Below are 16,242 nucleotides of genomic sequence, written 5' to 3'. Positions count from 1 at the left end.
GTCACTTCTTCGCTTCCGGCTTCGGCTTCGGCTGCCCCTTGAGGGCAGGCGCGACCGGCGCGGCCTTGGTGATGTCGAGCGCGAAGTTCTGGACCACCACGGCGCCCCGGTCACGCTCCGGGGTGCTGATCGGGTCGTTCTGGATGCTGCGTCGCTTCATGGCTGTTCACCTCCTTCCATCGACTCGGCGGGGACCCCGGGGCGATCGCCCCGGGGTGGCCGGGGGAGTGGTGCGGGCCAGGACCGCCCGGCGAACCGGACCATCGCGGTCAGCACCGATCGGTGGTCGGCGGTCCGGCGGCTGTAGTGGCCGCCGTCCACCCAGAGCAGCTCGTGCGGCACCGCCAGCCGGCCCAGGTCGGCGGCGTAGCGGGCCACCTGGTCGGGCGGGCAGCGCTCGTCGGTCCGCGAGGCGACCAGCAGGACGGGCGAGCGGACCTGGTGCACGTACGACCGCGGGTCGGCCGCGCGGTAGCGCTCCGGGACCTCGTCCGGTGACCCGCCGAAGAGCTGCCGGTCCAGCGCGCGCAGGGCGGGGGTGGTGGTGCGGTAGGCGGCCGGGTAGTCCGCGATCGGCTGGGCGGCCATGCCGAGCGACCACAGGTCCGGCTGCGCGCCCATCGCCAGCAGGGCCAGGTAGCCGCCCCACGAGAACCCGCACAGGCCGGTGCGCTCCGCGAGCGCCGTACCGTCGGCGACCAGGTCCGCGCGGACGGCGGCCAGGTCCTCGATCTGGGCCAGCCCGACCCGGTGGCCGTACTCGTGCTGCCAGCGGGCGCCGTAGCCGGTGGAGCCCCGGTAGTTGGTGCGCACCACCGCGTAGCCCTGCTCCACCAGGACGTTCACCCGCGGGTCGTAGGAGTCCCGGTCGTGGGTGGCGGGGCCGCCGTGCACCAGGAAGAGCGTCGGCCACGGGCCGGGGCCGGCCGGGGCGCTGACGAAGCTGTGGATGCGCCCGTACGGCCGGGTCGTCCAGCGCCGGGTGCGGGAGGTGCCGTCGTGGTCCGGGCCGGGGTGGTGGGCGACCTCCGTGCCGGGGCGCAGCACCAGCGGGCGGGGCGGTGTCGACTCCCGGCTCCAGACGCAGTGCAGGGTGCCGTCGGGGGCGCAGGAGAGGTCGTGGATCGTGCCGCCCGGGGTGCTGATCTCCCGGACGGACGGGGTCCGTCGGGCCGGCTCCGGTTCCTGGTCCCTCGTCCCCTGCCAGGCCGTCTCCTGCCGCGTTCCCTCCTGCTGCCGGGCCGCCCTCCGTGCCGTCGCCCCCGGTCCGTCCGGCGGGTCGAGGTCGGCGAGCAGCAGGCGGCTCCGTCCGGCCCGCTCGTGCTGGATCAGCACTCCGCGCGGCCCCTGGTACCAGCCGGCCGTGATCTGCGCGTCGAAGGAGAGCCCCGGGTGCCGGCGCAGCCCCGCGTCCGCGCTCCAGGTCGCGAGGGCGTACCGGTCCTCCTCCTCGACCACCAGCAGCAGCTCCGGCTCGGGTACCGCGAGCGGGTTGAACTCGATCGGCCAGAGCCGCAGTCCACGGTTCCCGGCGATCCGCAGCGGGCCGTCCGGCCGGGCGCCCGGCAGTCCGTGCGCGCTGCCGTTCGCCGTGCCGTTCGCCGTGCCGTTCGCCGTGCCGTCCGTGCTGCCGTCCGTCTCGTCGTCCGCCTGCGCCGCCGTCGGCCACAGGACCACCGCGTCGTCCCCGTCGGGCTGCCCGGCGAGCGCGAGCAGCCGACCGTCCGGCGACAGGTCGGCCAGGCCGAGGTACCCCGGCGCCGAGCCGATCAGCCGGGCCTCGCCCGCGGGCGGCCCGACGTAGCAGTGCGAGGCGCCGTCGACGCCGACGGCCACCGCCGCGAGCGCACCCGTCCGGTCGAAGGCGACGCCGTAGGCCCGTCCGCGCGGCACGCCGTGCAGCGCCTCGCCGGCCGGACCGCCGGCGAAGGGCTCGCGCCGCCACCGCCCTTCCCCCGCGTGGTCGGCGTCGAACCACCAGACGGCGTCGCCGTGCGGTTCGATCTCGCTGAGGTGGACGCCCTCCGGCCGGTCGGTGACCACCCGGCGCCGGCCCGTCCGGAGGTCCCAGGCCACCGCCTGCCAGCGCTCGTCGACGAGCCGGGTCTCGACCGCGCGGTCGGCCGCCAACGCGGCGAAGCCGGGGGACTGGAACGCCTGCGTCACGGACCCGGCCCTTCCGGCTCGATGATGGGAACAGGCTGCGCTGAACGTCCCGAGGTCAGCGAACCGGCCGTGAAGAGCCGGTGAACCGACGTGAAGAAAAGGCCACTTGTGGAGGATCGCGGCCACTCTAGGGGGGTGTCGTGGTCATGAACAGACCTTTCGCACGACTGGCCGAAAGGTCTGCCCCGGCCGTCCGGGCGAACCGCCCGCCCCGACCCCGGAGGCGCGGGCCGACCCGGGCGGATGCGAGGGTGGGCCCCGTGAACGAGACGATCATGGCAGCCGCCCGCGCACGAGCCGCCGAACACCGCCGCCGGTTCGACCTCCGCTTCGAGGCCTACTTCGCGGCCCTGCCGGAGCGCCTCGACACACCGCCGCTCAGCCGCTTCACCCCGCGCTGCCTGGAGCTGCTGCGGGACCTCTCACTGCGTGGCGGCAAGCGGCTGCGGGTCGCCCTGCTGTACGAGGCCGCCCGGCTGGTGACCACCGAGCCGGTGCCCGGCCTGGCCGAGGCCGCGCTGAGCATCGAACTGCTCCAGACGCACGGGCTCGTCCACGACGACCTCATCGACGACGCGTCCGCCCGCCGCGGCGGGCCCTCCACCCACGAGGCCTACCGCCGGGAGTTCCCGGACGCGGACCGCACCGCGCTCGGCCTGACCGTCCTGGCCGGGGACCTCGCCGCCTTCCTCTCGATGCGGGTCCTGCTGGAGGCCGACGTCCCCGCCGAGCTGCGCCAGGCCATGCTGGAGGTGCAGCTGGACGCGGCCGCCGAGACGGTCACCGGCCAGATCGTCGACCTCGAACGCGACTTCCTCCCGATCCCGGACGAGGAGTTCCTGCACACCGTCTGCGAGTACAAGTCCACCCGCTACTCCGTGCTCGCCCCGCTGCGCCTGGGCCTGCTGGCCGCCGGCGCGGACCTGGCCGGCCACGACGCACGGCTGCGCCGGTACGCGACCCTGGTCGGCATCGGCGGCCAGCTGCGCGACGACTACCTCGACCTCTTCGGCGACGAGGGCGCCACCGGCAAGTCCACCGGCGCCGACCTCCGCGCGGGGCGCCGCAGCTACGCCGTGAGCGCCCTGCTCGCCCGCGCGGACGCGTCGCAGCGGGCCGTCGTCGAGTCCGCGCTCGGCGACCCGCACTGCCCGGCCGCCACCGTCGAACACGTCCGCGGGCTGGCCCGGCAGCTGGGCGTGGACGGCAAGCTCCGCGCGGACATGCGCCGCTGCGCCGACGCGGCCCGCGCCGAGGCCGCGGGCTGGCGCCCGCACTGGCGGGAGGAGGCCGTCGCCTTCTTCGAGGGCCTCCCGCCGGCCAACGTGATCCCGGGGCACGACCGGGCGGACGGTGCCAGGTGACGACCAACGGCACGGACGACGCGTTCACCCTCCTCCGGCAGGCCGTCGACCTGCTGCCCGGGAACGCCACGGCCGAGAACGGCCTGACGATCGCGGACGTCCGCCGGGACATCGAGCTCCAGGAGTGGGAGACGGTGCTCGACATGCTCATCGAGATCGCGGACGTCCGCCCGGTGTCCACCGCCTTCTGGGAGAAGCTCGCCGAAGCCGCTCGGCAGATGATGCTCGACCGGACCCGCCGCTGGTGCCAGTGGCGGGCCTGGGAGGTCGGGCACGGCACGATCCGGGCCGGCCTGACCCTGCTGGGAACGGAGGAGAGCGGACGCCGGAACGCCTTCGACGGGGACGGCCGGCTCAGACCGCTGTGGGACATCGGTCACCGCACCGCGGCCGGGGAACAGGATCTGAACGTCGCGCGGCTCTGGGTGGAGTTCGCGCCGCGGCTCGGCCCGGGCGAGACGGCCGACGTCCGCCTCGAACCCCTGCAGGTGGAGCAGTGGCGGCACCTGAAGCCCGGTGACGTGATCGTCATGTACGAGACCCGGACCGCCGGCGGCATCGCCGAGATCATCGAGGTCCTGCCGCCGCACGCCTGAGGGTGTTCCGGCGTCACGGAGGCGTGCCCTGGCCGCAGGTGCCGCCCGAGGGGCGGTCCGTCGACGCCGTGCGCGCACCGGCGGTGAGCGGTGCGCCGTCGGAACAGTCCGCGGTCCGCGCGCTCCTAGTCTGATGCCGCCGCGGGCCGCGTGCCCGGCCACCGGATCGGCGCGCCACCGCCGGCAGGACGCGCCGACTCGATGCGCACCCTTCACCCGACCCCACCGAGGAGCCCAGGACCACCGTGCCCAGCCAGCCCCGCCTCCACCAGCACCGCCCCGAGATCCAGGAGTTCGGCACCGTCACGCAGTTGCCGATCGCCCTCTCCCACGACGCCCGGCAGTACTCGTGCCAGCGGCTCAACCGCGTCCTCGCGGACACCCAGTTCCTGTACTCCCTCTACAAGAAGTGCCACTGGGGCATGCGCGGGCCGACGGCCTACCAACTGCACCTGCTCTTCGACAAGCACGCCCAGGAGCAGCTGGAGCTGGTCGACGCGCTCGCCGAACGGGTGCAGAGCCTCGGCGGCGTCGCCGTCGGCGACCCCCGGCACGCCGCGCTGATCACGGGCGTCCACCGCCCGCCGGACGGCATCGAGGACGTGCAGTCGATGCTCTCGCGCCTCCTCGACGCGCACGAGGGCATCCTCGCCGACACCCGCGACGCGGCGACCCGGACGGCCGGCCTCGGCGACGACGGCACCCAGGACCTCCTGGTCTCCCAGGTCATCCGCACCGGCGAGACGCAGGTCTGGTTCCTGGCCGAGCACCTCGTCACCCCCGACACGGACGCCTGAGCCCCCCGCCGGGCCTGAGCCCCCCGCCGGGCCCGGCTCGCCCCGGGCCCGGCTCAGCGCCGCGCCGGCGAACCGGTCCGCCGCCTCCCCTCACTCATGGGGGAGCAGCCCGGTCAGGCCCGCCGTGCCCTGGTGAAGCGCGGTCGGGTGCCGGCGGCCAGTTCGCCGAGGCGCTCGCCGATCACGGAGACGCCCGGGCGGGGCTCCCGCTCGAAGTACCAGGGCTTGCGCCGGTGCAGCAGGTCCTCGCCGTGCTCGCTCCAGGTGAACCCGGGTTTCCGCAGCAGCCCCCGGAACACCGCGTCGACCGTGTCCGGGTGGGCGGCGGCCAGGCGGCGAGGCGTTCCCCCGCTTCGCCAGGGGGGAGGAGCAGCTCGTCGCTGGTCGTCCACCAGGTTCAGCAGGATGACGGCGTCCCCGTCCTTGCGCCGGACCTCGAAGACACCCTCGACCGGGTCGCGCCAGCCGACCAGCATCGCCCGGTCGGATTCGGTCAGGCCGCGCTGCCCGGTCCTGACGATCCAGCGGGCGGGCCGGTGCCCCGCAGGGTCGGCGCGACACCCTGGACCACGGTACCGAACGGCAGGGCGCGGTCGCTCCGACGGTGGTGAACCGCCCTGGCATCGCGCACCGGGCGGCGCCTTCGCCGACCGGGCGGCGCGCGTGCACCGGTCGCCCGCCGTCCGTCGCCGCCGAACCGTCAACCCTCGCCGGGTGAATCGTTGAACCGTCGAGCGCAAGCCCGTCGACCACCGCACCGTGAACCACCGAAGCGCCGGACACCGAACCGTGAGACCACCCAAGCGCCGGGCACCGCGCCGTGAACCACCGCGCCACTCCGGCCCCGGCCGGGTCCGCACCACCACGAGGAGGGATTCGTTGAGCAACGAGAGCCCGGCCGACCTGCGCAAGGAGGAGCGGCGTTTCGCCCTGCCGGCCGTGGCCGCCACCGTCGTGGCGCCGGTCCGGGTCACGCCGGCCGCCGTGCCGGGCGGTTCCTGACCCGGCGGCCCGGGACCCCCGCCGCATCCTTCGACACCCCCAACCGCTCGGGAGGAAAGTCAAGTTGCCTCACATGGCCGTGCGCGTCGCCGCGCAGACCACCACCGCGCTCACCCTGCTCACCTGTGTCCTGATGGTCCGTCAGGAGAGACCGGCGGAGCCGACGACGGATGCACGGCCGCCCGCCGCGGTCATCGGACCGGACCAGCCGGATGCCCGGGGCGGACTCCTCCCGCAGGAGCAGACCGACCGGACGGGCACGTCGCCGCTGTGGCCGGCCGACGCGCCGGTGGCCGCACCCCGACAGCTCGGCGGGCTCGGCACCCTGACGGCCCGACCGGCGGCGCTGAGGATGGCGGCGGCCGGGGTCGACGGCTCCCGCGCGGCCGACGGGGCCGGCGTGATCGCCATGCCGGAGAGCGCGGGCGGGGACCAGGAATGGCTCGTCCGGCCCGTTGCCGACGGCGAGGTGGTCCTCCAGTCGCTGCTGGTGAGCACGGACGAGGAGGCGCCTCAGCCCCTCGTACTCACCGCCGACCCCGACGGTTCGGTCTACCTCGCGTACGAACTGGCCGACGAGCGGCAGCAGGACGGCGGCCAGCGGTGGGGCGTCGTGGACGCCCACACCCCCTTGGGGCCGCCGGGCCGGGAGGCGTCCGACGGGCGCACCGCCACCCGGCTGAGGCTCCACACCAACGGGGGCGGCTGCCTCGCCGAGCACGGCTACGGCGAGCGGGTGGCCGTCGAGGGCTGCGACGACCCCCGGTCCTGGTGGACGGTGGAGGGGGCGACCGGCTCGGCCTGACCTTCGACCAGCGCAGGCCGGCGTCGATGACGGGGCATCCGGCCCTACGCGCTGAGGAGCTCGTAGACGGCCTCGGCGGCCTCGGCGGAGTCCCCCCACCTCCGCAGCAGGTGCAGGACGCCCTCGTCGACCGGGCCCGATGACGTGCCGGGGTGCCACCGGGACCAGTCTTCTGATCGGCGCGGCGCCGGCCGCCCGCTGCCGACCCGTCCGCCCGTCAGCGGCCCGGGGCGGCCGTCGGCGGCGTGTCCAGGACCCGGAAGGAGATGCCCGCCGCGATCAGCCGGTCGATCAGCGGTCGGCCCATGGCCACCGCCGTGGTCAGCTGTCCCGCGACGGGCGGCAGGTCGTCGTACGCGAGGCAGAGAGCCGCCTCGGCGAGCATCTTCGCGGTCTCCTGGTAGCCCGGGTCGCCCCCGGACACCTCGGTGAGGACGGTCCGTCCGCCACGCTCCCGGGCCACGAACCGGACGGCGAACCAGGAGCGGGCCCGCTGGTCCTCTCCCGGGCCGTCTCCGGGCTTGCGCAGCCGCCCCAGGGCCCGTCGCAGTACCGGCAGTTGGGCGGCGAGGGCGATCGAGGCCACCGCGGCGACACCAGCGAGGGCGATCGGCAGCCGTCGCACCGCGGCGTAGTGCGCGTACCCGAAGTCGGGGCCGTACGCGCCCAGTGCGGCCGCCGAGCGGGACACCACCTGCGGGTCGATCGTGGGCATCGGCACCGCCCAGGCCCGGGCCACCCGGGAGCGGTGCGGACGGCCGGTCGGGGTGCGGACCAGCCGTCCCTTCGGCCGGGGTTCCACGGCGCGGCGCGCCCGGGCGGCCCGGGCCATCGCGCGCGGTCGGGAGAAGGCCGTCATCGCCGAGGCGAAGGTGCCGCCGGAGATGGTGCCGCCGGCGCGGACGAAGCCCTCCACCCTGAGCGCGGTCGCCGGGCCGCCGCGGCGCAGCAGTTCCTCGACGGTGAACAGCACGCCGAGGTCGTGCGGGACGGAGTCGAAGCCGCAGGCGTGCACCAGCCGTGCGCCGGTCGCCACCGCGCGCTCGTGGTGCCGGAGGTACATCCGGTCGACGAACTCGGGTTCGCCGGTGAGGTCCACGTAGTCGGTGCCGGCGTCCGCGCAGGCCGCCACCAGGGGTTCGCCGTGCTGCAGGTACGGGCCGACGGTGGAGACCACCACCCGGGCCCCGGCGGCCACGGCGCGCAGCGCCTCGCGGTCGGCGGCGTCCGCGGTCAGCAGGGGGAGGTCGGCGCAGCGCGGGTCGATCCGCGCCAGCCTGGTCCGGACGGCGGCGAGCCTGCGCTCGTCGCGTCCGGCGAGTGCCCAGCGGCAGCCCTCGGGCACGGTCCGGGCCAGGTACTCGGCGGTGAGTCCGCCGGTGAACCCGGTGGCACCGAACAGGACGAGGTCGTACGGGCGGGGCTCGGCCATCAAGGGTCCCTACTCGCGGGTAGTCGGCTGCGCCACGCTAGGAGCCCGTCGCGGCACTGTCAACGTCCCGGCCCGCGCGCCGGTCCCCGGCGCCCGGCGCGTCGGGTGCCGCTCGCAGGCGCGGACGACCGGCCGAAGGCCCCCGGGTCAGCCGGCTCGGCCGGCACCTGACGGGTCGGGTGCACGGGCGAACTCGCGGAGGAGGTCGGCGAGTCGTCCGGGCTGGTCCAGCGGGACGAGCGTGTAGCTGTCGTCCACCACGGCCAGCCGTGCACGGGGGACGAGCTCGACGAGGCGGCGGGCGTGCTCGGGTGGCATCACGCGGTCCTCGGCCGCCCAGACCACGAGGGTGGGGCGGTCGAAGCCCGGCAGGCCCTCGGCCGCTTCGAGCAGGAGGCGGGTGTCGGCCGCCGCCGCCCGGAGCAGGCGCACGGTGTCGCGGCGGATGCCGGACTGCCGCAGGACCGGTGTCATCCACCGGGCGGTGGCGGCGTCGCCGCGCTTGGTCAGCCACCCGAACGCGACCGGCAGCCGTCGGACGGCGCGCAGCCGCATCTGCTGCATGAACAGCCCGAACAGCCGGGGCGGGAGCCGTCCGGTGAGCAGCAGCGTCCTGCCGGTCAGCCCGGGCGGGAAGTTGTCGAAGGCGTCGCAGGAGACGAGGACGGCCCGCCCGATCCGGGTGGCGCCGTCGCTCATGAGGAGCTGGAGGAGCGCCCCGCCGGTGTCGTTGCCGACGAGCGTGGCGTCGTGCAGCCCGAGACGGTCGAGGAACTCGGCGACCAGTCGCGCCGCACCGGGCAGCGACAGGTCGGCGTCGGGGCGCATCGGGAGCCGGTGCGCCCCGAGCGGCAGGGTCGGTGCCAGGCAGCGGTGGTCGGCGGCCAGACGGGCGATCGTGTCGTCCCACAGCGTGGCGTCCATCAGCAGACCGTGCAGCAGGACCAGGACGGGGCCGTCGCCACCGGTGTCCCGGTACTCGATCGTCCCGGCCGACAGCTCGATCCGCTTCATGACGGCACTGCGGTCGGGCGCGGTGCGGTCGTTCCCGGTGGTGACGTCCATGGCGGCCTCAGTTCCGGAAGGCGGCCGCGTGTTCGGCGGCCCAGGTGGCGAAGGTGAGGGCGGGGCGCCCCAGGAGGCGCGCGACGGTGTCCGTGGTCGGTCCGGGGTCGGTCAGGCACGCGGCCGCGTAGCCGATCAGCCGGTCGGGCACGTCCTCGGGCAGCCCCTGGGCGAGCATCGCCCGGCGCAGCTGCTCGGGGGGCACCTCCTCGAAGGACAGGTCCCTGCCGATCGCCTCGCCGATGATCCGGGCCTTGTCGTGCTGGGTGAGCGACTCCGGCCCGGTGATCGGGTGGGCGCGGCCCGCGTGGGCGGGGTCCAGCAGTGCCCGTACGGCGATCTCGGCGACGTCCCGCTGGTGGACGGGGGAGGTGGCCGCAGCGCCGTGCACACCGCGGGCGGTGCCGTTCGCACGGATCTGCGGTGCCCAGGCGAGCGCGTTGGCGGCGAAGTCGGCGCACCGGAGGAAGGTCCACTGGAGCCCGGAGGCCGCGGCCGCGGCCTCCACCAGCGCGAACTCCTCGGCGAAGCGCCGGTACCCGCCGCCGTACTCGACGGTGACGGCCGACAGCACCACGACGCGTCGCACGCCGTGCTCGGCCGCCAGCGCCAGCAGCTCGGCAGCGGCGCCGTCGACGGCGCGCGGACTGAGCAGGAGGGCTTCCACGCCGTCCAGCGCCGGTGCCAGCGACCGCGGCCGGGACGGATCGGCGACGACCGGCCGGACGCCGTCGGCGAACCCGCCGGCGGCGGGACCGCGGGTGACGGCCGCCGTCTCGCGGCCCTGCGCCGCCAGCAGCTCCACCACTTCGCGACCGACCGTCCCGGTCGCGCCAGTGACCATGATCATGTGCGTTCTCCTGTCCGGGATTTCCGATGGGTGCCGCGCCGGCGGACCCCCGTGCCGTCGGCGCGGCGCCGGTGGTGCTGACGATCAGTCGGTGAGGCCGGGGAACCAGATGCGCGGGTCGAGGATCACTGGTCGCTCCTTTCCGGGGCTCGGGGTCCGCCGACCTGCGTCGGGGACGGGCGGAACGGATGACCTCCATCCTCGGGGCGGGCTCCCCGGAAGATGCGCCGCGAGGCCCCGGAATGGGCGAAACTCGCACGCATGGCGCGTGAATCGGCGAGTTCCGTCCTGAGCCTCCCGGACCAGCGGCTGGTGGCCGCGTTGCAGTGCGACGGCCGCCTCACGGCGGAGCGGGCGGCCCAGGTGCTGGGGCTCGGTGCCGCGGCCGTCCGCCGCCGTCTGCAGGCGCTCGGCGCCGACGGCACCGTGCGGGTGGTGATCTCGCCGGTGGCGCGGCCGCGCAACGGGGGCTCGGCCGGGGCCCTCTTCCTGCGCATCCGGGTCCTGCGGGGCAAGCTCGACACCATCGTGGCGGCGCTCGCGGCGCGCGAGGACATCCCGTTCATCGACGTCACCACGTCGGGCGACGAGGTCTTCGCGGTCGCCCGTACCGAGCCGGGCTCGCGCGACCACCTGGTCTTCCGCCGGCTGCCCTCGACCCAGGCGGTGACGTCCCTGGAGAGCGCCACCATCCTGCACGTCTTCCGGCTCACCTCCGAGTGGCGCCACCAGGTGCTGACCGCGGCCGAACGGGAGGCCCTGCGCGCGGCCGAGCCGGCCCCCGGGCCGGCCGCCTCCGGTGCCCCGGGGCCGTACGGCGTCGAGACGGACGCCGTGGAGTGCTCGCTGATCGACGCCCTCACGCCGGACGCACGGCTGAGCGCGGTGGCCCTGGCGGCGCGCACCGGCCACCCGGAGAGCACGGTGCGCAGGCGCCTCGCCCACATGGCGGCCCAGGGCCGGCTGGTCACCCAGGTGCTGGTCGACCCCCGCCGCCTCGGGCTGTCCATCGAGGCCAAGTTCCTGCTGCAGGTGGCTCCGGACCACCTGGCCTCGGCCGGGCAGGCGCTGGCCGACCACCCCTCGGTGCATGGGGCGTTCGCGACCTCGGGCCCTTCCAACCTGCACGCGGCCGCGTACTTCCCGGACCTGACGGCCCTCTACGGCTTCCTCTCCCGTGACCTGGTCGGCCTGGGCATCACCCACGTCGAGACGGCCATCGTCGGTCACGCCGCCAAGCGCACTCCGCTGCCGGTCCCGCCGGCTCCGCCGGTCCCGTCGCTCCCGACGGGGTGAGGGCGGGGTGAGGGCAGGTGGAGCGGCCCGCCCGGCCCTACCGGCCCCGCCCGCGGGCCCGGCCGCGGTGCCTCCGCTCAGGCGCCCGGCCGCAGCGGGGCGGGCGCGGGCCGGGGGATCCGGCTGATGACCGAGCCGATCAGCGTGCCGACGCTGACCCCGAACAGCGCCGACACCGCGGCGAGGACGGCGTGCGCCCCGTTGCCGACCTCGATCTGCGCGGTGTTGAGCAGGCCGAAGGAGCCGGGCACCACGACCCAGAACGCGGGGAGGTAGAGCACCTGCCAGGACGGACCGCCCGGCAGCCAGTGCGCGACGGTGGCCGCGGCGGCGGCGGTGACCGCGCCGGCCAGCCCGCCGAGCGCCGCGCCGTTGGCGGAGGTCACCGGGATCTGGACGGCGGCCGTCACCGCGATCACCGCGACGATCCAGGGGATGGCCGGTGGCGGGGTGTAGACGTTGACGACCAGCCCGGCCACTGCGAGCGCCAGCCCCAGGCAGATCACCCACCAGCTCGGCTCCGCCACCCTGGTGTCGGCCAGCGCGGAGGCGGGGACGCCGGTGGCGGCGGTGGCGGCCACCACGCCGGCGAGGAAGAGGGCCAGCTGGACGGAGCCGGACACCAGTCTGGCCGTCCCCGCACTGGCCGCACCCGCGGCGATCTCGGACAGCCCGGTGACCAGGAGGGCGCCCGGCAGCAGGATCGCCAGGGTGGCGACGATCGTGCGCAGCGGCCCGTCCAGCAGTGCGGCCCGGGCGGCCGCCAGCACGAGGACGGAGACGAGGAAGCCGGCGGTGACGGGCAGCAGGGGCCGCAGCAGCGGCAGCCGGCGGGCCGTCATGGTGAGGCCCACGACGATCAGTGAGCCGATCGCCGACGCGAGGACGTTCACCGCCACCGGTTGCAGGAAGAGGCAGAGCCCCACCCCGACCGGCAGCATCCCGAGGTCGGCGACCCAGGTGGGCCAGCGGGCCGGTGCCCGGCGGATCGCGTCCAGATCGCTCAGCGCCCGGTGTCCGTCGACCGCGCCCGCGCGCAGCCGGTGGACCAGATCGAGGAGGTCGGCCGTCTGCTCGAACCGCAGGGCGGGGCCGACGGGCTCGAGGACGGTCGCGTCGTCCGGGCCGAGCGCGACGAACAGGCCGGTGGTGAAGGCCGCGACCCGCACCTCGGGCGCACCCAGCGCCCGCCCGAGCCCGCGCAGCTCCTCCTCCACGTCGTGGACCGGCAGGCCCCCGCTCAGCAGGGCCGCGCCCAGTTCGAGCAGGAGGCGGCGGCGGGGGTCGGTCGGGGGGCCGGCCGGGGCGTGGGGGCCCCGATCCGGCGGAAACGTGCTGAACATGGCGCGTATGGTCCCATAGCGCCCGGATCGCCCGCTCGGACGGGGTGCCGGGTCCGCGGCGGCGGCCCCGGGCGGCGTCGATCCCGGTGCCGAGCCCGGTTCCCGGCCACGGACCGGGACGGCGACGGCGGTCTTTCGAGGGGTTTGACTGAATTTTCAGTTAAATGCAGGATGTGGGGCAGCACCAGCACTGCAGGAAGGACGACCGTGCAGGTCAGCACCGATGTCACCAGCGCGCCCCGCACCGCACCCCACCGGCGCCCGCGCCGCCGCCGTTGGCGGTTCATCGTCGTCCTGGCGATGGTCACCGCCCTGTGCGGCGGGGGGATCGGGCTCTACCTGAACGAGCGCAACACCCGTGAGCAGACCCGCGAGCTGGCGGTCCCGTCGGCGCCGGACTGGATCGAACTCGACGTCACCGCGCAGGACGTGGACCCGGTGGCCCAACAGCTGACGCTTTACGTCACACCCGTCCCGCACGGCCGGTTCGCCGCCGCGCCGGACTCCCAGACCTTCGGTCGGCCGGTCGAGATCTCCGTCACCGGCACCCCCAAGGTGACCATCAGGGCGGCCGAGGGGGAGAACGCGCCGTCCCAGCTCGTCCAGGTGGGGATGTACGACGGCACCAAGACCGACTACCCCTTCGACCGTTACCGGATGGACGTCGGTTTCGGCGCCACCAGCGGGGGCGCGGCCGTCCCGGTCGGCATCGTCTTCACCGACACCGACCCGTTCTTCGTCCTGCGCCCACAGGTCGCGGCAGGCCCGCAGGCCGCGCCCGGCCCGCAGGCGGCGCCCGCGAGCGCCGGCGTCGTGACCCTGGACGCGCGGATCACCCGCTCCCGCAGCACCTTCATCCTCTCCTGGTTCATGATCGCGGCGATGTGGGCGCTGGCCCTGGCCGTCCTCGGTGCGGCCGAGGTGCTGTACCGCAAGCGGGAGGGCCTGGTCTGGCCCTCGCTGGGCTGGATGGCGGCGAGCCTGTTCGCCCTGATCGGCATGCGCAACGCCGCGCCGGGCTCGCCGCCGATCGGCTCGCTGATGGACTACGTCGCCTTCTTCTGGGCCGAGGGGATCATCGCCGCCAGCCTGACCTGCACCGCCTGGTGCGGCATCCGCACCGAGCACCGGCTGCGCCGCGAGAAGGAGGCGGAGGCGGCCGCCACCGCGCCCTGACCCGGCCCGGCGCCCGGGCGCGAGCGGCAGGGTCGGTGCCCCGGGCCGGCGGGCCGGGCCCGGGGCGGGCCGGGTCAGCCGTCCCAGGCCTGGAGGCCGAGCTCGCGGACGATCCGGCCGTCGTCGTCGAGGTCGAGCACCGCCGTGCAGAGCACGTTGGTCCCGTCCGGGTAGCGGCAGGCCTCGGTGAAGGCCGCCCGGTTCGCCTGGAGGACCTCGTTCTCGATCCGGTGGGTCATGTCCCGGGACGTGACGTCCTCGATCCACGTGCCGACGGCCTGAGGTGGCGGCTGGAGCCCCTGGACGACGGCCGCGCCACCCGGATCACCGCCCGCGTCGACCTTCCCCCGCAGGAGGCGCACCGCCTCGGCACCCAGACCGAGGTGGTCGAGACCTCGCTCACCCGTCTCGCGGACCTCGTCGCCCGGAGCTAGCGGGCGGCTCGCCGGCGCCCGCGCGGGTGCCGGTCAGCTGCCGGTCCAACTGCCGCAGCCCCCACGGGTGACGGCCATAGCCTGAGCGCCCGGCGCGCGGAACCCAGCTGACGCGCCGTCGGCGGGACGGGCCCCAGCGGCCCCACCGCCGTCCCCGTTCGAAAGGACCCGTAGCCCTGCCATGACCACTTTCCGCACCCGGGCCGCCGCCCTGGCGGCCGTCGCCGCCGTCGGGTTCGCCACCCTGACCGCAGGATCCGCCCACGCCGCCCCGGCGGCGCCCTCGACCGCGAAGGCGTCCGCCCAGGCACCCGTCCAGGCGTCCGCCACCGCGCTCGCGGCGCTGTCCACGCCCACCCGCATCCCGGGCAACACGTCGATCTCCCGCAACCAGGCCTGGTACTCGCCGGACGGCCGGGTGATGCTCGCCATGCAGGGCGACGGCAACGTCGTGCTCTACCGCGACAACAAGCCGGTCTGGGTGGCGCCCGGCGCCATGCCCAACGGCAACGTGCTGGTCATGCAGGGCGACGGCAATCTCGTCGTCTACTCGGCCGCCAACGCGCCGCTGTGGAACAGCCAGACGGGCGGCCGCTGGGGCGCCGAGCTGGACATCTACAACGAGGGCGCGATCGCGGTCGCCCTGGACGGCAAGGTCCTGTGGACCTCCGCCCCGCCCGCCCCGCAGCCCCTCCCGCCCTGCCCGCCGTGGGGCCCGCCGATCCCCGGCCAGATCGTCTGGCCGTGGTGCCCGGTCTGGCCCTTCCCCTCCTAGCCGGCCCGCACGGCCCCGACCGCCCCGAAGGCCTGACGGCTCAGCAGGCCCCGCACCCCGAGGGTCCTCGCCCCACCCGGGCGAGGACCCTCGGTCGTCCGGTCCCGCGACGGCCCCGGCCCGTCACTCCGCCGTGCGGGACGGCGCGAAGTCCTCGGCGGAGACGCGCAGGCGGAAGACGTGGTACGTCCAGCCCTGGTAGGCGAGCACCAGCGGGAGGAAGACCACCGCGACGACGCTGATGACCTTCAGCGCGTACCCGCCCGAGGCGCTGTTGTGGACGGTCAGGTCGAAGGCGGGGTCGGTGCTGGAGACGACCAGCCGGGGGTAGAGGTCGACGAACATCGACAGGACGGTCGTCCCGATCGTGACCGCGGTGGCCACGAACGCCCAGCCCTCGCGCCGCCCGGTGACGAGCCAGCCGGCGGCGAGGACGGCGAGCACGGCGACGAGTTCGAGGATGTCCGGCAGCACGCCCTTGCCCGCGGTGGAGTGGGTCCACGGCAGGAAGGCCAGCACGGCGAGGACGGCCGCCGGTGCGATGCGGCGGGCCAGCAATTTGGCGCGGGCCCGCACCGCGCCGGTGGTCCTGAGGGCGATGAACGTCGCGCCGTGCAGCAGGCAGAGCAGGACGAGGGTGATGCCGGCGAACACCGAGTACCAGGAGAACAGGTCGGCGAAGGAGCCGGTGAACTCCCGGTCGCCGTCGATCGGCAGGCCGTGCAGCAGGTCGCCGAGGGCGATCCCGATCAGCAGGGGCACCAGCAGGCTGCCGCCGGTGAGCAGGGTGTCCCAGGTGCGGCGCCAGCGGGCGCCCTCGCCCTTGCCGCGGAACTCGAAGGAGACGCCGCGCACGATGAGTGCGGCCAGCAGCAGGATCAGGGCGAGGTAGAGCGCGGAGAACACGGTGGCGTACCAGTCGGGGAACGCGGCGAACATCGCCGCGGCGGCGACGATCAGCCAGACCTCGTTGCCGTCCCAGAGCGGGCCGATGGTGTTGATCGCCGCCCGCCGGCCGGCTTCGTCGCGGGCGACGACGGTGTGCAGCATGCCGACGCCCAGGTCGAAGCCCTCCAGGACGAAGAAGCCCGTCCACAGCACGGCGGTGACGATGAACCAGAAGGTGGCGAGCGCCATCGGG

At 75.3% G+C, this 16,242-nt stretch carries 18 protein-coding genes; 9 read left to right on the top strand and 9 right to left on the bottom strand.

Annotation, left to right across the window (positions count from 1 at the left end):
* Nucleotide 1 precedes the first annotated feature (1 nt).
* The gene (locus ACFYUY_RS08620) at nt 2-160 is read right to left on the bottom strand and encodes a hypothetical protein (protein WP_181970410.1); all 159 of its coding nucleotides are present in this window, start codon (nt 158-160) and stop codon (nt 2-4) included.
* On the bottom strand, nt 157-2,166 hold the full coding sequence (locus tag ACFYUY_RS08615; RefSeq protein ID WP_387899279.1) for an alpha/beta hydrolase family protein: 2,010 nt from the start codon (nt 2,164-2,166) through the stop codon (nt 157-159). Before ACFYUY_RS08615 ends, ACFYUY_RS08620 begins: the two co-directional genes overlap by 4 nt.
* Before the next feature lie 275 nt (nt 2,167-2,441).
* Between ACFYUY_RS08615 and ACFYUY_RS08610 the strand changes: the two genes are divergently transcribed.
* From ACFYUY_RS08610 to ACFYUY_RS08600, 3 genes are all read left to right on the top strand, one after another.
* A complete protein-coding gene (locus ACFYUY_RS08610) occupies nt 2,442-3,530 on the top strand; it encodes a polyprenyl synthetase family protein (RefSeq protein WP_387899554.1) in 1,089 nt (362 codons plus the stop codon).
* Nucleotides 3,527-4,126, top strand: a complete 600-nt coding sequence (locus ACFYUY_RS08605) for a hypothetical protein (protein WP_387899276.1) — start codon at nt 3,527-3,529, stop codon at nt 4,124-4,126. Before ACFYUY_RS08610 ends, ACFYUY_RS08605 begins: the two co-directional genes overlap by 4 nt.
* Nucleotides 4,127-4,371: 245 nt before the next feature.
* Nucleotides 4,372-4,923 carry a DNA starvation/stationary phase protection protein gene (locus tag ACFYUY_RS08600; protein WP_360218006.1) on the top strand — a complete coding sequence of 184 codons (552 nt, stop codon included), beginning with the start codon at nt 4,372-4,374 and terminating at the stop codon, nt 4,921-4,923.
* A gap of 113 nt (nt 4,924-5,036) precedes the next feature.
* Here ACFYUY_RS08600 and ACFYUY_RS08595 read toward each other — a convergent pair whose 3' ends face one another.
* On the bottom strand, nt 5,037-5,399 hold the full coding sequence (locus ACFYUY_RS08595) for a hypothetical protein (protein ID WP_387899273.1): 363 nt from the start codon (nt 5,397-5,399) through the stop codon (nt 5,037-5,039).
* Nucleotides 5,400-5,802: 403 nt separating this feature from the next.
* Between ACFYUY_RS08595 and ACFYUY_RS08590 the strand changes: the two genes are divergently transcribed.
* Both ACFYUY_RS08590 and ACFYUY_RS08585 read left to right on the top strand, forming a co-directional pair.
* A complete protein-coding gene (locus ACFYUY_RS08590) occupies nt 5,803-5,925 on the top strand; it encodes a hypothetical protein (protein WP_387899270.1) in 123 nt (40 codons plus the stop codon).
* Between the two features lie 73 nt (nt 5,926-5,998).
* The gene (locus ACFYUY_RS08585) at nt 5,999-6,730 is read left to right on the top strand and encodes a hypothetical protein (RefSeq protein ID WP_387899269.1); all 732 of its coding nucleotides are present in this window, start codon (nt 5,999-6,001) and stop codon (nt 6,728-6,730) included.
* A 217-nt stretch (nt 6,731-6,947) separates the two neighbouring features.
* On the opposite strand, the gene ACFYUY_RS08580 is transcribed toward ACFYUY_RS08585, so the two are convergent.
* The 3 genes from ACFYUY_RS08580 to ACFYUY_RS08570 all read right to left on the bottom strand — a co-directional run bounded on the left by ACFYUY_RS08580 (nt 6,948) and on the right by ACFYUY_RS08570 (nt 10,077).
* Nucleotides 6,948-8,162 carry a saccharopine dehydrogenase family protein gene (locus ACFYUY_RS08580; RefSeq protein WP_387899267.1) on the bottom strand — a complete coding sequence of 405 codons (1,215 nt, stop codon included), beginning with the start codon at nt 8,160-8,162 and terminating at the stop codon, nt 6,948-6,950.
* A 147-nt stretch (nt 8,163-8,309) separates the two neighbouring features.
* Nucleotides 8,310-9,227, bottom strand: a complete 918-nt coding sequence (locus ACFYUY_RS08575; RefSeq protein ID WP_360218020.1) for an alpha/beta hydrolase — start codon at nt 9,225-9,227, stop codon at nt 8,310-8,312.
* 7 nt (nt 9,228-9,234) lie between these two features.
* Entirely contained in the window at nt 9,235-10,077 is an 843-nt protein-coding gene (locus ACFYUY_RS08570; protein ID WP_387899265.1) for an NAD(P)H-binding protein, read from the bottom strand.
* 261 nt (nt 10,078-10,338) lie between these two features.
* Between ACFYUY_RS08570 and ACFYUY_RS08565 the strand changes: the two genes are divergently transcribed.
* The gene (locus ACFYUY_RS08565; RefSeq protein WP_387899262.1) at nt 10,339-11,373 is read left to right on the top strand and encodes an Lrp/AsnC family transcriptional regulator; all 1,035 of its coding nucleotides are present in this window, start codon (nt 10,339-10,341) and stop codon (nt 11,371-11,373) included.
* 77 nt (nt 11,374-11,450) lie between these two features.
* Here the strand turns inward: ACFYUY_RS08565 and ACFYUY_RS08560 are convergent, their stop codons facing one another.
* Nucleotides 11,451-12,716, bottom strand: a complete 1,266-nt coding sequence (locus tag ACFYUY_RS08560) for a threonine/serine exporter family protein (protein WP_387899259.1) — start codon at nt 12,714-12,716, stop codon at nt 11,451-11,453.
* A 207-nt stretch (nt 12,717-12,923) separates the two neighbouring features.
* Between ACFYUY_RS08560 and ACFYUY_RS08555 the strand changes: the two genes are divergently transcribed.
* The gene (locus ACFYUY_RS08555) at nt 12,924-13,892 is read left to right on the top strand and encodes a DUF4436 family protein (RefSeq protein ID WP_360218032.1); all 969 of its coding nucleotides are present in this window, start codon (nt 12,924-12,926) and stop codon (nt 13,890-13,892) included.
* 74 nt (nt 13,893-13,966) lie between these two features.
* Here ACFYUY_RS08555 and ACFYUY_RS08550 read toward each other — a convergent pair whose 3' ends face one another.
* Nucleotides 13,967-14,131: a hypothetical protein gene (locus ACFYUY_RS08550; protein WP_360218035.1), complete on the bottom strand. Its 165-nt coding sequence runs from the start codon at nt 14,129-14,131 to the stop codon at nt 13,967-13,969.
* Between ACFYUY_RS08550 and ACFYUY_RS08545 the strand changes: the two genes are divergently transcribed.
* Nucleotides 14,123-14,326 carry a hypothetical protein gene (locus ACFYUY_RS08545; protein WP_360218038.1) on the top strand — a complete coding sequence of 68 codons (204 nt, stop codon included), beginning with the start codon at nt 14,123-14,125 and terminating at the stop codon, nt 14,324-14,326. The genes ACFYUY_RS08550 and ACFYUY_RS08545 overlap by 9 nt on opposite strands.
* A gap of 181 nt (nt 14,327-14,507) precedes the next feature.
* Nucleotides 14,508-15,101, top strand: coding sequence for a hypothetical protein (locus ACFYUY_RS08540; protein ID WP_360218041.1), 594 nt, complete (start codon nt 14,508-14,510; stop codon nt 15,099-15,101).
* Between the two features lie 123 nt (nt 15,102-15,224).
* Here ACFYUY_RS08540 and cydB read toward each other — a convergent pair whose 3' ends face one another.
* Nucleotides 15,225-16,238, bottom strand: a complete 1,014-nt coding sequence (gene cydB, locus ACFYUY_RS08535; protein WP_360218044.1) for a cytochrome d ubiquinol oxidase subunit II — start codon at nt 16,236-16,238, stop codon at nt 15,225-15,227.
* Nucleotides 16,239-16,242 lie beyond the last annotated feature (4 nt).

The organism is Kitasatospora sp. NPDC004745 (assembly GCF_042873275.1).
Lineage (GTDB): Bacteria > Actinomycetota > Actinomycetes > Streptomycetales > Streptomycetaceae > Kitasatospora.
Note: the sequence above shows the minus strand (reverse complement) of the source record. Positions and strands in the feature narration are given on the sequence as shown.

What these genes read in the sequence shown, in the direction of transcription:
- ACFYUY_RS08595 (WP_387899273.1), bottom strand. Translation starts at nt 5,399, where the DNA reads ATGCTGGTCGGCTGGCGCGACCCGGTCGAGGGTGTCTTCGAGGTCCGG.
- ACFYUY_RS08540 (WP_360218041.1), top strand. Translation starts at nt 14,508, where the DNA reads ATGACCACTTTCCGCACCCGGGCCGCCGCCCTGGCGGCCGTCGCCGCC.
- ACFYUY_RS08565 (WP_387899262.1), top strand. Translation starts at nt 10,339, where the DNA reads ATGGCGCGTGAATCGGCGAGTTCCGTCCTGAGCCTCCCGGACCAGCGG.
- ACFYUY_RS08570 (WP_387899265.1), bottom strand. Translation starts at nt 10,077, where the DNA reads ATGATCATGGTCACTGGCGCGACCGGGACGGTCGGTCGCGAAGTGGTG.
- ACFYUY_RS08580 (WP_387899267.1), bottom strand. Translation starts at nt 8,162, where the DNA reads ATGGCCGAGCCCCGCCCGTACGACCTCGTCCTGTTCGGTGCCACCGGG.
- ACFYUY_RS08610 (WP_387899554.1), top strand. Translation starts at nt 2,442, where the DNA reads ATGGCAGCCGCCCGCGCACGAGCCGCCGAACACCGCCGCCGGTTCGAC.
- ACFYUY_RS08560 (WP_387899259.1), bottom strand. Translation starts at nt 12,716, where the DNA reads ATGTTCAGCACGTTTCCGCCGGATCGGGGCCCCCACGCCCCGGCCGGC.
- ACFYUY_RS08575 (WP_360218020.1), bottom strand. Translation starts at nt 9,227, where the DNA reads ATGGACGTCACCACCGGGAACGACCGCACCGCGCCCGACCGCAGTGCC.
- ACFYUY_RS08585 (WP_387899269.1), top strand. Translation starts at nt 5,999, where the DNA reads ATGGCCGTGCGCGTCGCCGCGCAGACCACCACCGCGCTCACCCTGCTC.
- ACFYUY_RS08550 (WP_360218035.1), bottom strand. Translation starts at nt 14,131, where the DNA reads ATGACCCACCGGATCGAGAACGAGGTCCTCCAGGCGAACCGGGCGGCC.
- ACFYUY_RS08620 (WP_181970410.1), bottom strand. Translation starts at nt 160, where the DNA reads ATGAAGCGACGCAGCATCCAGAACGACCCGATCAGCACCCCGGAGCGT.
- cydB (WP_360218044.1), bottom strand. Translation starts at nt 16,238, where the DNA reads ATGGCGCTCGCCACCTTCTGGTTCATCGTCACCGCCGTGCTGTGGACG.